The sequence below is a fragment of the Nocardioides daedukensis genome (assembly GCF_013408415.1).
In the GTDB taxonomy this organism is placed as follows: domain Bacteria; phylum Actinomycetota; class Actinomycetes; order Propionibacteriales; family Nocardioidaceae; genus Nocardioides; species Nocardioides daedukensis.
On sequence record NZ_JACCAA010000001.1, the window covers coordinates 3,713,013 to 3,727,952 of the forward strand.

17 protein-coding genes are annotated in these 14,940 nt (G+C 67.6%); 8 read left to right on the plus strand and 9 right to left on the minus strand.

The annotated features are described in order from the left end of the window. Nucleotides 1–5: 5 nt before the first annotated feature. Nucleotides 6–509: a flavodoxin family protein gene (locus tag BJ980_RS18130; protein WP_179503585.1), complete on the minus strand. Its 504-nt coding sequence runs from the start codon at nt 507–509 to the stop codon at nt 6–8. A gap of 150 nt (nt 510–659) precedes the next feature. Between BJ980_RS18130 and leuA the strand changes: the two genes are divergently transcribed. After that, nucleotides 660–2,429, plus strand: coding sequence for a 2-isopropylmalate synthase (gene leuA, locus BJ980_RS18135; RefSeq protein WP_179503586.1), 1,770 nt, complete (start codon nt 660–662; stop codon nt 2,427–2,429). Here the strand turns inward: leuA and BJ980_RS18140 are convergent, their stop codons facing one another. Further along, entirely contained in the window at nt 2,430–2,897 is a 468-nt protein-coding gene (locus BJ980_RS18140; RefSeq protein ID WP_179503587.1) for a GNAT family N-acetyltransferase, read from the minus strand. Then, nucleotides 2,894–3,700 (minus strand): ion transporter, encoded by an 807-nt coding sequence (locus BJ980_RS18145; protein WP_179503588.1) that lies wholly within the window; start codon nt 3,698–3,700, stop codon nt 2,894–2,896. The genes BJ980_RS18140 and BJ980_RS18145 overlap by 4 nt, the downstream gene beginning before the upstream one ends. Before the next feature lie 42 nt (nt 3,701–3,742). On the opposite strand from BJ980_RS18145, the gene BJ980_RS18150 reads away from it, so the two are divergent. The 3 genes from BJ980_RS18150 to recO are packed head-to-tail and all read left to right on the plus strand — an operon-like array spanning nt 3,743 to nt 5,922. Beyond that, nucleotides 3,743–4,264: an FKBP-type peptidyl-prolyl cis-trans isomerase gene (locus BJ980_RS18150; protein ID WP_179503589.1), complete on the plus strand. Its 522-nt coding sequence runs from the start codon at nt 3,743–3,745 to the stop codon at nt 4,262–4,264. Nucleotides 4,265–4,318: 54 nt separating this feature from the next. After that, on the plus strand, nt 4,319–5,176 hold the full coding sequence (locus BJ980_RS18155) for an alpha/beta fold hydrolase (RefSeq protein ID WP_246280003.1): 858 nt from the start codon (nt 4,319–4,321) through the stop codon (nt 5,174–5,176). A 17-nt stretch (nt 5,177–5,193) separates the two neighbouring features. Continuing rightward, complete coding sequence (gene recO, locus BJ980_RS18160) at nt 5,194–5,922, plus strand: DNA repair protein RecO (RefSeq protein WP_179503590.1); 729 nt, start codon at nt 5,194–5,196, stop codon at nt 5,920–5,922. Between the two features lie 25 nt (nt 5,923–5,947). Here the strand turns inward: recO and BJ980_RS18165 are convergent, their stop codons facing one another. Continuing rightward, entirely contained in the window at nt 5,948–6,403 is a 456-nt protein-coding gene (locus tag BJ980_RS18165; protein WP_179503591.1) for a MarR family transcriptional regulator, read from the minus strand. A gap of 78 nt (nt 6,404–6,481) precedes the next feature. Between BJ980_RS18165 and BJ980_RS18170 the strand changes: the two genes are divergently transcribed. Together BJ980_RS18170 and BJ980_RS18175 are read left to right on the plus strand one after the other, a co-directional pair. Then, a complete protein-coding gene (locus tag BJ980_RS18170; RefSeq protein WP_179503592.1) occupies nt 6,482–7,246 on the plus strand; it encodes an isoprenyl transferase in 765 nt (254 codons plus the stop codon). 145 nt (nt 7,247–7,391) lie between these two features. Further along, a complete protein-coding gene (locus BJ980_RS18175; RefSeq protein ID WP_425490345.1) occupies nt 7,392–8,639 on the plus strand; it encodes an IS30 family transposase in 1,248 nt (415 codons plus the stop codon). Nucleotides 8,640–8,650: 11 nt separating this feature from the next. Here the strand turns inward: BJ980_RS18175 and BJ980_RS18180 are convergent, their stop codons facing one another. The 5 genes from BJ980_RS18180 to BJ980_RS18200 form a co-directional block, all read right to left on the minus strand. Next, nucleotides 8,651–9,610 (minus strand): type IV toxin-antitoxin system AbiEi family antitoxin domain-containing protein, encoded by a 960-nt coding sequence (locus tag BJ980_RS18180; RefSeq protein ID WP_179503593.1) that lies wholly within the window; start codon nt 9,608–9,610, stop codon nt 8,651–8,653. Nucleotides 9,611–9,744: 134 nt separating this feature from the next. After that, nucleotides 9,745–10,167, minus strand: coding sequence for a Fur family transcriptional regulator (locus BJ980_RS18185; RefSeq protein WP_179503594.1), 423 nt, complete (start codon nt 10,165–10,167; stop codon nt 9,745–9,747). After that, nucleotides 10,154–11,140 (minus strand): metal ABC transporter permease, encoded by a 987-nt coding sequence (locus tag BJ980_RS18190; protein ID WP_179503595.1) that lies wholly within the window; start codon nt 11,138–11,140, stop codon nt 10,154–10,156. The genes BJ980_RS18185 and BJ980_RS18190 overlap by 14 nt, the downstream gene beginning before the upstream one ends. Then, on the minus strand, nt 11,140–11,982 hold the full coding sequence (locus tag BJ980_RS18195) for a metal ABC transporter ATP-binding protein (RefSeq protein ID WP_179503596.1): 843 nt from the start codon (nt 11,980–11,982) through the stop codon (nt 11,140–11,142). The genes BJ980_RS18190 and BJ980_RS18195 overlap by 1 nt, the downstream gene beginning before the upstream one ends. Further along, on the minus strand, nt 11,979–12,929 hold the full coding sequence (locus tag BJ980_RS18200; protein WP_179503597.1) for a metal ABC transporter substrate-binding protein: 951 nt from the start codon (nt 12,927–12,929) through the stop codon (nt 11,979–11,981). The genes BJ980_RS18195 and BJ980_RS18200 overlap by 4 nt, the downstream gene beginning before the upstream one ends. 183 nt (nt 12,930–13,112) lie before the next feature. Between BJ980_RS18200 and BJ980_RS18205 the strand changes: the two genes are divergently transcribed. Then, nucleotides 13,113–13,433: an antibiotic biosynthesis monooxygenase gene (locus BJ980_RS18205; RefSeq protein WP_179503598.1), complete on the plus strand. Its 321-nt coding sequence runs from the start codon at nt 13,113–13,115 to the stop codon at nt 13,431–13,433. A 45-nt stretch (nt 13,434–13,478) separates the two neighbouring features. Further along, complete coding sequence (locus BJ980_RS18210) at nt 13,479–14,876, plus strand: glycine--tRNA ligase (protein ID WP_179503599.1); 1,398 nt, start codon at nt 13,479–13,481, stop codon at nt 14,874–14,876. Nucleotides 14,877–14,940: the final 64 nt, after the last annotated feature.

Below are 14,940 nucleotides of genomic sequence, written 5' to 3' on the forward strand. Positions count from 1 at the left end.
GGTCCTCACGTGGTCAGCAGTGCGGCGATCGTACCGCCCAGCTCGTAGGCGGCAGAGGTGTGTGAGTCCTCGACGTCGCCGAGCACCTCGAGTACGTCGTACCCCTGGCGCCACCCGAGTGCGCCGACGATGGACTGGACCGACCTGACGGCACCGGTGGTGTCGTAGCGACCGTGCACCCACAGGCCGTAGGGCCGCTTGGTCGTCGCGCCCGCCGAGTCGTCCGCCGCGTCGCTGGCCGAGCCGCTGGGGTCGAGGGCTCCGCCGACCTGGAGGAAGGTGGAGTCGAAGAAGTGCTTGAGCGCCCCGGACATGTAGCCGAAGTTGGCCGGGGTGCCGAGCAGGTAGCCGTCGGCAGCGAGCACGTCGTCGGCCGTCGCCTCCAGGGCAGCGCGCTCGACGACCTCGACTCCTTCGATGCTCTCGTCGCCGGCACCGGCGATCACGGCCTCGGTGAGGGCTTGCATCGATCGGGTGGGGGAGTGGTGGACGACAAGCAGGGTGCTCATGACTCCAGCCTGCCACGGTGCGCTAAGGTGGAATGGTCATGAACTTTCGCAGCCTCCTCCTTCGCTGCCGCAACGAGGCCTGAAGCCGGCCCCCTCGTTGCGGAGTGCGTGCTGCCGTCCGGCACCCGATTCCCCTGCAGCGAGGACACCATGACCATCAAGAACACTGATCTGGGAAACACCAGCAATCACCAGAAGTCGAGCGGCATGCCTGTTGGCCGCTACACGCCGTTCGTGCCGGTCGACGTGCCGGACCGTACCTGGCCGGCGAAGAAGATCACGGCAGCGCCGCGGTGGCTCTCCACCGACCTGCGTGACGGCAACCAGGCACTGATCGACCCGATGACCCCGGCCCGCAAGCTCACCATGTTCGAGCTGCTGGTGAAGATGGGCTACAAGGAGATCGAGGTCGGTTTCCCGAGCGCGAGCGCGTTCGACTTCGACTTCGTCCGCAAGCTGGTCGAGGAAGACCGGATCCCCGACGACGTACAGATCTCGGTGCTCACCCAGGCCCGCGAGGACCTGATCGAGCGCACGGTCCAGTCGCTGGTCGGCGCTGACCGGGCGACGATCCACCTCTACAACGCGACCGCGCCGCTGTTCCAGCGCGTGGTCTTCGGGGTGACGCCCGACGAGTGCCGCAACATCGCCACCCGCGGCACCGAGATGGTGATGAAGTATGCCGAGGAGCTGCTGGGCGACTGCGCTTTCGGCTACCAGTACAGCCCCGAGATCTTCACCCAGTCGAACACCGACTTCGCACTCGACGTCTGCGAGGCGGTCTCCGACGTGTGGCAGCCGGAGCCGGGCCGGGAGATCATCCTCAACCTGCCGGCAACCGTGGAGATGTCCACGCCGAACACCTATGCCGACCAGATCGAATACTTCTCCCGTGGCCTGACCCGGCGTGAGGTCAGCGCGATCAGCCTGCACCCGCACAACGACCGCGGCACCGCAGTCGCAGCCACCGAGCTGGGCCTGATGGCCGGTGCCGATCGGGTCGAGGGCTGCCTGTTCGGCCACGGTGAGCGGACCGGCAACGTCGACCTGGTGACCCTGGGGATGAACCTGTTCAGCCAGGGCATCGACCCCCAGATCAGCTTCAGCGACATCGACGAGGTACGCCGCACGGTCGAGTACTGCACCAACCTGCCGGTGCACCCCCGGCACCCCTACGCCGGTGATCTCGTCTACACCGCGTTCTCCGGCTCGCACCAGGACGCGATCAAGAAGGGCCTCGAGGACCTCGAGCGCCAGGCTGCCGAGCGCGGCATCTCGGTGCGCGACATCGAGTGGGAAGCGCCCTACCTGCCGATCGACCCGAAGGACGTCGGGCGCACCTACGAGGCCGTGATCCGGGTGAACAGCCAGTCCGGCAAGGGCGGAGTGGCCTACATCCTGAAGGCCGAGCACAAGCTGGACCTGCCCCGTCGGGCGCAGATCGAGTTCAGTCGGGTCGTCCAGGAGCGCACCGACGTCGAGGGTGGCGAGATGTCGCCCGACGTGATCTGGGACGTGTTCCGCTCGGAGTACCTCGACCGGAAGACGCCGCTGGAGCTCAACTCCGTGCACACCTCCTCGGCGGCCGGTGAGAGGGACCAGCTCAGCGTCAACGTCCATGTCGACGGCGAGCTGCGCGCGCTCGACGGCAGCGGCAACGGCCCGATCGCTGCGTTCGTCGACGCGATCAACCGACTCGTCGCCGATGAGCAGGCGGCGGGCAACCCGGTCTACGAGACCCGCGGTGACGTGCGGGTCCTGGACTATGCCGAGCACGCGCTCTCGGCGGGTGGCGACGCGATCGCCGCCGCCTACGTCGAGTGCGCTGTGGGTGACCAGGTGCTGTGGGGTGTCGGCCTGGACGCCAACATCGTCACCGCCTCGCTCAAGGCCGTGATCTCCGCGATCAACCGGGCCTGATCAGTCGGGCAGCACCATCTCGTCCACCAGCAGGTCGGACCCCTCGCGCAGGGGTCCGGCCTTGCCGTTGGCGACGAACCCGAACCGCTCGTACGTCGTACGCGCGGCGTCGTTGCCACGGGTCACGTCGAGCATCACCCGCCGGCCGCGTTCGCGCGTCCTGGCCACGATGTCCTCGAGCACGAGCCGGGCGAGCCCGCGTTGGCGGTAGGCCGGGTCGGTCCACATGGCCACGATGTGGGTCCGCTCCTGGTCCATGTCGAAGCTGCCTCCCATCGCGGCCGGGACCTGGTCGACGTAGACGATCGTGGAGTCCTCGGCACGCTGGCGCCAGGTCTCCTCGCTGAAGGCCTCCTCGCGCGCCAAGGTGGACCCGAACGCGTCGGGGGAGTCGGCCAGCGACCGCAACCGCAACTCACGCCAGTCCTGCCAGTCGTCTGCGCTCAGGCGGCGTACCTCGATGCTCACGACTGCCACGTCCTTCCGGGGTGCTGCTCGGCCTCGTACTTGCCGCGCACGGCCGCACGCATCTGGTCGATGTTCTCGCGCAGCGCATCCGAGACCAGCTCGTCGGTGCGCGGGTCGTTGAGGACCTCGAAGAGCAACCGGAACACGGTGTCGCTGACCAGGCGCACCACGTCATCGTGGAACGGCAGGAACTTCAACCGCCCCATCTGCTGGTCCCGCTTGATCAGGTCGAGGACCAGGGCGTCGAGCTCGCTGCGGTTCTCGTTCAGGGCACGCGCGATGTTGGCCGTGTAGTGACCGGTCTGGAGCACTGCGGTCACCTCGTCCATCACCGCGATCGTGACCGGGCGCTTGATCGCCTCGACGAGGGTGTCCGTGCCCTGCTTGAGGATCGCCGCGGTGACCCGGTCGCCGAAGGCGCGGTCGGCGGCACGGCCCAGTCTGGCCAGGACGATGACGATCCGCAGCAGCCGGAACGACCTGAAGGCCGGGTGCGAGACCGGGATCATCCCCAGCACCTCGTACCAGTAGCGCACCGGGAACCGCCAGCCCAGGCCGGAGCGACCCCAGCGCCACAGGAACTCGACCGCGAACAACGCACAGATCGCGTAGTCGGCGAGGATCACCTTGCGCTGGGTGGCCTCCGGGACGTCCCAGAAGGTGATCCAGGCAAGCAGGACGACGGAGATCAGGGCAATCACGAGCATCGCCCAGTCCGCGAACCCGACCGGCGGCTTGGACGGATAGCTGGCCAGCGGCGGCTGCTTCGCCGACCTGCGGCGGGCCATGGCGTGCGAGGACATGCGGACAAGAGTGTCAGGTTCGCTGCCGATAGGCTCGCCGCCATGCGAACCGCACGGAGAATCACCTCAGCCCTTGCCGCCACGGCATTCCTGTTCACCGCCGCAGCCTGCTCGGACTCCGGTGACTCCTCGGACGGCGACGCGGCACCCGGCAAGGAGTGCACCGCAGACGACATCGAGGTCACCGGCGGCTTCGGTGAGAAGCCGACCGTGACGCTGCCCGACGACTGCACGCCACCGACCTCCGTGGTGACCAAGGACCTGGTCGCCGGATCCGGGCCCGAGGCCAAGGAGGGCGACACGGTCCTGACCGACTACCTGCTCGTCACTTGGTCGAACAAGCAGGTGTTGGACAACTCGTTCGATCGCGGCCAGCCGTTCCCGGTCACCCCGTTGGGCCAGGCACCGGTGATCGACGGCTGGAACGAGGGCCTGGTCGGCATCCAGAAGGACGCCCGACGCCTGATCATCATCCCGCCGGAGAAGGGCTACGGCCCCGGCGGCAACGGCGTCGAGCCGAACGAGACCCTCGTCTTCGTCGTGGACGCGCTCGAGATCAGCTGATCCCGGCTGGTTCAACTGATCCCCAGCGGCGGGTCGCGCGATAGATTGCCGGCCATGGCACGCACACCCCTGGTCTCGGAGCGCATCGGGCAGTTCTTCATGGGAGAGGACCGGCTCGAGTACACCGAGTTCGGTTCGGGGGACCGGTGGGTGGTCCTGATCCACGGGCAGCTCATGGTGCGCCGGATGTGCCAGCCACTGGCGCGCGCGCTGGCCGCCGAGGGCAACCACGTGATCACCCTCGACCTGCTCGGGCACGGTCGTTCGGATCGCCCGGACGACCCGATGGTCTATTCGATCCCGGCCTTCGGCGAGCAGGTGCTCGCGCTGCTCGACCACCTCGGTGTCGACACCGCGATCGTCGGGGGAGTCTCCCTGGGCGCCAACGTCGCGCTCGAGGTCGCCGACGCTGCACCTGAGCGGGTGCAGGGACTCCTGGTCGAGATGCCGGTGCTGGACAACGCGGTCGAGGCGGCCGTGGGGGCCTACGGACCGATGATGCTCGCGGCGCGCCACCTGCCGCTCTCGGTGCGGGCAGTGCGCGCGGTGACTCGTCCGGTGCCCCGCGGGCTGGTGCCGTTCTGGGCCGGGATCGGCCTGGACATCTGTGACCAGAGACCAGGCTCGATGGCCGCCATCCTGCACGGGATCGTCTTCGGGCGCCTGGCCCCGCCGTCGAGCCGACGGCGAGCACTCGACGTACCGACGATGGTGGTCGGTCATCGCTCGGACCCGATCCATCCCGCCGCCGACGCCGCGATGCTCGCCGCAGAGGTGCCGGGCGCGCAGTTCGTGCAGGCGCGCAGCATCCTGGAGTGGCGGCTCACGCCCGAGCGACTGGACGGGCTCGCGGCCGACTTCGTCGCCCGGTGCTGGCAGACACGGTCCGGGAGTGCCGCCAACCGCGCCTGACCCGGCACAATGGGGGCATGCCCCTGTATCGAGCCGAAGCCGTGGTGCTGCGCACCCACAAGCTCGGTGAGGCGGACCGGATCATCAGCCTGCTCACCCGTGAGCACGGTCTGGTCCGTGCCGTGGCCAAGGGCGTACGGCGCACCACCTCGCGGTGGGGCTCACGTCTCGAGCCCTTCACCCACGTCGACCTGCAGCTGGCCGAGGGCCGCAACCTCGACGTGATCACCCAGGCCGAGACGATCGACCCGTTCTCCTCGCGCCTCGGCATGGACTACGAGCGCTACACGGCGGGCACCGCGATGCTCGAGACGGCCGAGCGTCTCATCATCGAGGAGCGGCAGCCGGCCCTGCAGCAGTTCCTCCTGCTGGTCGGTGGCCTGCGCGCGCTGACCAGTCCCGAGCGCCGGGCCGGTCAGGTGCTCGACTCCTACTTCCTCCGGTCGCTCTCGGTGGCCGGCTATGCGCCGTCGTTCGACGCGTGCGCCCGGTGCGATGCACCGGGACCGCATCGTTGGTTCAACCCGTCGGCCGGTGGCGTGCTGTGCAGCACCTGCCGTCTGCCGGGATCGGCGAACCCCTCTGGCGAGACGATCACCGTGCTGGGTGGCCTGCTGGCAGGGGACTGGCCCCTGGTCGAGCGCAGCGAGCCGCGCCACCTCAAGGAGGCGAGCGGCCTGGTCTCCGCCTATCTGCAGTGGCACCTGGAGCGGAACCTGCGCTCCTTGGCCTACGTCGAGCGCTGAGCCGGACCGGGTCCGGCCTCCTCCGTCACTCGACGGTGATCTCGTTGAGCACCCAGTGATCGACGGTGTCGTTGAACCGGGTGATCGCGTCGAGGAACGACGTACGCTCCTCCTCGGACCACTCGGTGAGCATGGCGTCGAGCATCCGGCGTCGGTGATCGCGTGCCTCGACCACGGCCTTCGTGCCGACCTCGGTCAGGCTGAGCACCGAGGCCCGACGGTCCGTCTCGTCGACGGTCTTCTCGGCCAGCCCGAGGCGTACGACGGCCTGCGCCTGGCGGGTGATCGTCGACGGATCGAGGCGGAAGGTGGTCGCGATCGCGCCGAGTCGCTGTGGCCCCTCGTCCGCGAGGAGGCACAGGATGCCATAGCTGGAGCGCTCCAGTTCCACCTCGCCGCTGGCGGTCCGGACATGGATTGCCTGGGTGCGACGGAGCATCTTGAAGAGCTGCTGCTCGATCAGGTCGTTCGCGTTAACCACGAGGGCAGCATAGAGCCCTGAACGCCGTTCGGGTGCACCATCCACGAGAATCTCGACACCGAGTCCTAGGGTGTCACCGTGAGCCGATCGATTCGACCGCCCCGCCCGCATCCCTCCGGAGCTCGTCCGCCGGCCATCCCCCGGGAGCTGGTGCCGCGCCATGTCGCGGTGGTGATGGACGGGAACGGTCGTTGGGCCAAGGAGCGTGGGCTGCCCCGGACCGCTGGCCACGAGCAGGGGGAGTCGTCGCTGTTCGACGTGGTGGAGGGCGCGATCGAGATCGGCGTGAAGGCGATCAGTGCCTATGCCTTCTCCACGGAGAACTGGTCGCGCTCGCCCGACGAGGTGCGGTTCCTGATGGGGTTCAACCGGGACGTGATCCGCCGTCGCCGCGACGAGATGCACGAGCTCGGGGTGCGTGTCCGCTGGGCCGGCCGAACACCCCGGCTGTGGAAGTCGGTGATCCGGGAGCTCCAGGTCGCCGAGGAGCTGACCAAGGACAACACGGTCTGCACGCTGACGATGTGTGTGAACTACGGCGGTCGTGCAGAGGTGGCCGACGCCGCCCGCTCGATCGCCGAGGCCGTCGCCGCCGGTCGCCTGGACCCGAAGAAGGTCGACGAGAAGACCTTTGCCAAGCACCTCTATGTGCCCGAGCTCGCCGATGCGGACCTGATCTGGCGTACGTCCGGGGAGCAGCGGTTGTCGAACTTCATGCTGTGGCAGGCGGCGTACAGCGAGTTCGTCTTCTCCGACGTGCTCTGGCCCGACGTCGACCGACGGCACCTGTGGGAGGCCGTCGACACCTATGCGCGCCGCGATCGGCGGTACGGCTCCGCCTGACCGCCGAGACGCCGAGCCGGCAGTTGTTGACGCCGCGTTGCGCCGAGCCGGCAGTTGTTGACGCCGCGTGTACGTCGAGTCGGCAGTTGTTGACGGGGTGAATTCAAGGCGTGACTGCAACAGCACCTGATCTTGGAGGTGCTGGATGGCTGATCCGCGGGGTCAGTTGCGTCGTGAGATACGACGTTTTTGGGGAGCGCTCGGCTCGGGCAGTGATCTTGGGGAGGCTGCTGGTGAGGCCGGCGTGGCGGTGCGTACGGCTTACCGCTGGATGCGTGAGTGTGGCGGCGTGCGTGCCATCAGAGTCGAAGAACCCTCGGCGTATCGGGTCGGTTTTGAAGACCGTGAGCGGATCGCGTTCGGCCTGGCCGCGGGCTGGAGTTTCACAGCGATCGGCCGCGAACTGTGCCGCCCGACATCGACCGTGACGCGAGAGGTCCGCCTCAACATGCGACACCGACGCTCACGCCGGGTCGGGTACGACGGTTCCCTGCGAGGAATCGATTGGATCCATGATTGGGAGTACCTGCCCAGCCGTGCACAGTTGAGGGCTGAGAATGCCGCCAACCGCAAGCAGCAGACCAAGCTGACGGCGAACCCCCGCCTGGCCGAGGAGATTCAGAGCAGGCTTGATCGGGAGGACAGCCCCGAGCAGATCGCTCATCGGCTGAGGATCGACTTTCCTGACGAGGAGGAGATGCGGGTGTCGCACGAGACGATCTACAAGGAGCTCTACGTCCAAGGTCGTGGCGCGCTACGTCGTGACCTGCACCAGAAGTTGCGCACCGGCCGCGCCGTGCGCAGACCACGCAGCACCGTGGGGGCACGCCAGGAGCGTGGCCGGATCGCGGGCATGGTCAACATCAGCGAACGACCCGAGGAAGTCGAGGGTCGCGCTGTTCCAGGGCACTGGGAAGGCGACCTGATCTGTGGCAGCAACAACGCCTCGGCCATCGGCACGCTCGTCGAGCGTGCCACTCGCTACGTGATGCTGCTGCACCTTCCCACCGCCCACGGCGCCGATGCAGTGCAGGACGCCATGGTCGAGGCGATGAGCCGACTGCCCCAGCAACTGCGCCGCACACTGACCTGGGACCAGGGCAAAGAGATGTCCAACCACGTCCAGATCACCGCAGCCACCGACCTCGACATCTACTTCTGTGACCCTCACTCACCTTGGCAACGCGGCACCAACGAGAACACCAACGGCCTGCTGCGCCAGTACTTCCCCAAAGGCACCGACTTATCCGGTTACACCGCCGACTACCTCGAGTTCGTCGCCACCCGCCTCAACACCCGCCCCCGCAAAACCCTCGACTGGCGAACACCAGCAGAAGCCCTAGACGAACTACTCTCAAACCCACCACAACCTGCTGTTGCAGTCACGGCTTGAACTCAAGCGGGTCACAGATGCCGAGTCCGGCGATCAAAACTCTGCCGAGCCTCCGCGACCGCACTGCGCAGCGCCCAGTCAGCATCCTTGCGGTGACCGAGCACGTCTTCCCTGCGAAACTCCTCGATCTGCCATCCAGCCTGTTCCCGCATCCGGGTGCGCCGGTGCCTGTCGTGGGCGGCATCGCTCGCCGAGTGCCATTCCTCGCCGTCGTACTCGGCGGCGAAGCGGATCTCCTCCAGGCCCATGTCGAGATAGAAGATCTCCCTGCCGTCCTCGACGTACGGGATCTGCAGGCGCGGCTTGGGCAGTCCGCCGTCGTACCAGAGCAGCCGCAGGCCTGATTCGCCGGGCGAGGCGGCCAGACCGTCGGCGAGTGGAGCAAGGAAGCGGAGTTGCCGTACGCCGCGTTGCTTGGCGAAGCGCTCGACCTCGCCGAGCAACTGGTTGTTGGTGAACACGTCCAGGCCCAGCAACGAGTCGAGTGCCGCGAGCGCTTGCGCCCTGGGGAGGAGACGGCCGAGGTCCAGCGCGGTGCGCAACGGTGAGGTCGCCAGCAGTCCGCCGACCTCGACCAGGTCGCGCGCAACCACGTCGCGCTCGCCGCTGCTGGCGAGGTCGCGCCGACAGCGATTGCCGGGCAGGTGGAACAGGGAGACGTTCGGCACGGCAAGGTGGTCGTTCGGCGCGAGGATCATGTTGGCGCCGTGCAGCCAGCCGGCGGTCCGGTCGGCGACGAAACAACCTTCGGGCATCACCTTGGCCAGCGTGGCCACCCGTAGATCGAGCGTGTCGGGCAGACGGGCGTCAACGAACACTCCGCGCAACGGCCTGCGTAACTGACCGTGCTCGACCAACCTGCGCAGGTGCCGGTCGGTCAGCCCGTTAGCGAGTGCCTCGCGGCGTGTGAAGGGAAGGTCACTGGGGACGGGGAGCCACTGCGCGAGCGGTTGATCGAGATGAAGTCGCATGCCCGCACCGAACCGTGGCCGGACTCGTCGAGCAACGGCCGATGCCGTCGGCTGTGGATGGGAGCGTGAATCCGGTGTCAACAACTGCCGGGTCGGCGGGGTGGGGTGTCAACAACTGCCGGGTCGGCGGGGGATCAGGAGCAGTTCTGGCAGGTACCGAAGATTTCCAGGGTGTGGCTGATGTCGGAGAACCCGTGCTCGGTGGCGACGGCATCGGTCCAGCGCTCGACCGCCGGCCCCTCCACCTCCACGGTGCGACCGCACGAACGGCATACCAGGTGGTGGTGGTGCGACTCGGAGCACCGGCGATAGGCAGCCTCGCCGTCCTCGGTGCGGAGTACGTCGACCTCCCCGGCCTCGGCGAGCCGCTGCAGGTTGCGGTAGACCGTGGCCAGCCCGACCTTCTCCCCGGAGTCAACGAGCAGTGCGTGGATCTCCTGCGCACTCCGGAAGTCGTCGTGGCCCTCGAGCACCCGCGCGACGGCCAGTCGCTGTCGCGTCGGGCGGGCCCCACCCATCGCGGCGGGGGAGCCGTGCTGCTTCTCAGTGTTCGTCATAGTGCACTCCATGCGGCGCGTGTCGGTGCCCGTCGTGAACGTAGTCGACGTGGTCCCCGTGCGGCACAGCCGGATGCCCACAGTCCTCGCCGTGCTCGTGCGGGTGCTCCTCGATCTCGTCGTGGGCCAGAGGCTCCAGCTCGTCGAACGGCATCAACCGCCGACGTCGCCGACGCAGCAGCACACCCAGCGGCCAGGTCAACACGAAGCAGGCCAGCGCCAGCAGCACGATCGTCGGCCCGGCCGGTACGTCGGCGGCGAGGGCGGAGAACATCAGCCCGCCGAACGAGGCGCCGACACCCAGCAACATCGCGGCCAGGAGCGTCGTACGGAAGCTGCGGGTCACCTGCTGTGCCGTGGCTACCGGAACGATCATCAGCGCCGAGACCAGCAGCAGCCCGACGGTGCGCATCGCCACGGTCACCGTCACTGCGGCCATCACTGCGACCAGCACGTTGTAGAAGCGGATGTTGAGTCCCGCGACCTGCGCGAACTCCTGGTCCTGGGCGACGGCGAACAGCTGCGGGGCCAGGCCGACGCCGACCACGATCACCGCCGCGGCCAGGAACATCGTCACCCAGACGTCACCGGGGGAGATCGTGGTGATCGAGCCGAAGAGGAACTCCTGCAACCTCGCTGCGCTCTGCCCGGCGATGCCGGTGATCAGTACGCCGCCTGCGATGCCGCCATAGAAGAGCAACGCCAGCGCGACGTCGCCGTTCGCGTGTCCCTGCTCGCGAATCACCTCGATGACCACCGCGCCGATGATGGCGACCGCCACAGCGGTCCAGGTGGGCGAGGTGCCGGTCAACAGCCCCAGCGCCACACCGGTGACCGCAACGTGTCCGATGCCGTCACCCATCAGCGCGAGCCGGCGCTGCACCAGGTAGGTGCCCACGACGGGAGCGGCCAAGCCAGTGAAGAAGGCGGCGATCATCGCCCGGATCATGAAGTCGTAGCTCAGGATCTCCATCAGTGCGTCCCCTCGCTGCGGTCGTGGTCCAGCGGCGAGACGACGTGCGGCACGTGGTCCCTCGGCTCGGTGGCGTGATGATGGTGGTGGTCGTGGCCGGTCCCGAAGAGCGGTCCGTGGACCTCGTGGTCCGCCAGCGGTGCGCCGTCATAGGCGATCCGGCCGTCGCGCATCACGATCGCGCGGTCGACGAGCTTCGCCATCGGGCCGAGCTCGTGGGCGACCAGGACCACCGTGGAACCCCGGTCCTTCAACACCTGGAGTGCTTCGGCCAGCGCCTGCTGGTTGGGCAGGTCCACCCCGGCGGTGGGTTCGTCGAGGAAGAACAGCTCGGGGTCACCGGCCAGCGCGCGGGCGATCAGGACCCGCTGCTGCTGACCGCCGGAGAGCGTGGTGATGCCGTCCTTGGCCCGATCCGCCAGTCCGACCACCTCGAGAGCGTCGTTGATCGCCTTGCGATCGGCAGGGAAGAGGGGACGCAGCCAACGCCGACGAGTGAGCCGGCCCGACGCGACCATCTCCCACACCGATACCGGCACCCCACCGCCGGCCGTGGAGCGCTGCGGCACGAAGCCGATCCGCTGCCAGTCGCCGAAGTGGTGGAGGTCCTTGTCGAAGAGACGCACCTCGCCGCCGGAGACCTTGCGCAGCCCGGTCATCGCCCGGATCAGGGTGGACTTCCCGGAGCCGTTCGCCCCCATCAACGCGACGAACTCACCGCGCTCGATGTGGAGATTGATGTGACGCAGGATCGGGCGTCCACCGATCGCGACCGAACCGTCCTCGATCTCGAGAACGGTTCGACTCGTTGGGGCATGCGTCGCCCGGGAGGTGCGGCTCAACACTCGTTCGCCTGCTTGAGGGACTCGAGGTTCTTGGTCATGAGTGAAAGGTAGTTCTCCTTCGACGTGCTGTCCCCAAGGCCCTCGATCGGATCGAGCACCGAGGCATTGATCTTCAGGTCGCCGGCCAAGGACTCTGCGGCCTTCTTGCTGTCCAGCGTCTCGGAGAAGACGGTGGTCAGGCCCTTCTCGCGGATCAGCTCCTGGAGACGCGCGCGCTCCGTGGCGGTGGGCTCCGCGCCGGGGGAGAGGCCGGTGATCGACTCGAACTTCAGGCCATAGCGGGACAGGTAGCCGAACGCGTCGTGGTTGACCACCACGGTGGTGCGCTCGCAGTTCGCCAGACCATCGGCGTACTCCTTGTCGAGCGCCTCCAGCTCTGTGCGGAAGTCCGCGGCATTCGCGGTGAAGTCAGCCTCGTGGTCGGGGTCGATCTCGGCGAGCGACTTGGCGATCTCGTCGGAGAAGTCGGCCATCTTCAGCGGGTCGAGCCAGAAGTGCGGGTCGTCCTCGCCGTGGTCATGGTCGTGGCCCTCATCCTCGTGGCCCTCGTCCTCGTGTCCCGCGTCCTCTTCCTCGGAATGGCCGCGCAGCTCGACTACTTCGGAGGCGTTCAGCATGTCCCCGTTCGCGTTCTGTTCCACGGCCTTGTCGACTGCGGGCTGGAAGCCCTTCTGGAAGATGACGAGGCGGGCATCTGCGACCTGACCGGTCTGCTTGACGCTCAATTCCAGGTCGTGGGGCTCGGTTCCGGGACCGGTCAGGTTGACCACGTCGAAGTGGCTGCCTGCCACGCGCTCGGCTGCATATTCCAGCGGGTAGAACGCCGTGGTGATGCGCGTCTGATTGACGTCCCCACCGTCCCCCGACAGTGCCCCGCATCCGGCAAGGAAGAGCGAGGCGCTGACGAGTGCAGGTACGACGTAGCGCGTGACAGGCAAGTTCATGAGAAAGATTCTCAAACAGAATGAGAACCATTGTCAACCCGACGTCGAGTCGGCAGTTGTTGACGCCCGCGAGGCCTGCCCAGGCGTCAACAACTGCCGGGTCGGCGAAGCAACGCGTCAACAACTGCCGGGTCGGCGAGGTGGGGCGTCAACAAGTGCCGGGTCGCGACTAGGGTTGCGAGCGTGCTGGTGGTGAACAGGTTCCGCGTCCCCGAGACCGACGCCGTCGCGTTCCGCGACGAGATCACTCGGGCGCACGCACTGCTCGCAGACCAGAAGGGGTACGTCGACGGCGGCGTCGGGCGCAACGTCGACGAGCCGGACCTGTGGGTGCTGATGACCCGGTGGGGCAACGTTGGTGCCTATCGCCGCGCGCTCTCGGCGTACGACGTCAAGCTCGGCGCGGTCCCGCTGCTGAGCAAGGCCGTCGATGAGCCCGGTGCCTACGAAGACGTCGAACCCGGCACCGACCTGAATATTGCCGAGACTCGCTGGTTAGGCTGAGAGCACCAGACCGGCAGCCAGCCGGCCGATCTCAAGGAGCTTTTCGTGGCCAAGCCGCCCCCCTCGCCCGTCGACAACGTCGTCTCCCTCGCCAAGCGCCGGGGCTTCGTCTACCCGTGCGGCGAGATCTACGGTGGCACCCGCTCCGCCTGGGACTACGGCCCGCTCGGTGTCGAGCTCAAGGAGAACATCAAGCGCCAGTGGTGGAAGGCGATGGTGCAGGGTCGCGAGGACGTCGTCGGCCTCGACTCCAGCATCATCCTGCCCCGCGAGACCTGGGTAGCCAGTGGTCACGTCGACACCTTCAACGACCCGCTGACCGAGTGCCAGTCGTGCCACAAGCGGTTCCGCGCCGACCACCTCCAGGAGGCCTACGCGGAGAAGAAGGGCATCGAGAACCCGGACGACGTCGACCTCAAGGACGTCGCGTGCTCGAACTGCGGCACCCGCGGCGCGTGGACCGAGCCGCGTGAGTTCTCCGGCATGCTCAAGACCCACCTCGGTGTCACCGAGGACGGCTCGGGCCTGCACTACCTGCGCCCGGAGACCGCCCAGGGCATCTTCCTCAACTTCGCCAACGTGGTCACCAGCAGCCGCCGCAAGCCGCCGTTCGGCATCGCCCAGATCGGCAAGAGCTTCCGCAACGAGATCACGCCCGGCAACTTCATCTTCCGCACCCGCGAGTTCGAGCAGATGGAGATGGAGTTCTTCGTCAAGCCCGGCGAGGACGAGGAGTGGCACAAGTACTGGATCGAGGAGCGCACCAACTGGTACGTCGACCTCGGCATCAACCGCGACAACCTGCGCCACTTCGTGCACCCGCTGGAGAAGCTGAGCCACTACTCCAAGGGCACCACCGACATCGAGTACCGCTTCCGGTTCGCGGGCTCGGAGTGGGGCGAGCTCGAGGGCATCGCCAACCGCACCGACTTCGACCTGACCACGCACTCCAAGCACTCGGGCCAGGACCTGTCCTACTTCGACCAGGCCAACAACGAGCGCTACACGCCCTACGTCATCGAGCCGGCAGCCGGGCTGAGCCGCAGCCTGATGACCTTCCTGGTCGACGCGTTCCACGAGGACGAGGCGCCCAACACCAAGGGCGGCGTCGACAAGCGCACGGTGCTGCGCCTCGACCCGCGCCTGGCGCCGGTCAAGGTCGCCGTACTGCCGCTGAGCCGCAACACGGACCTGTCGCCGAAGGCGAAGGCGCTCTCGGCCGAGCTGCGTCGCAACTGGAACGTCGAGTTCGACGACTCCGGCGCAATCGGTCGCCGCTACCGCCGCCAGGACGAGATCGGTACGCCGTACTGCGTCACCGTGGACTTCGACACCCTCGAGGACAACGCGGTGACCGTGCGCGAGCGTGACTCGATGTCGCAGGAGCGGATCAGCCTGGACGGGATCTCGAAGTACTTCGCCGAGCGTCTGCTCGGGGCCTGAGCCTTCGCCGCTGGCCGACTGTTTGGGAGTTTCAGCGACGGGAGCGGCGCGCTGGCGTGCACAA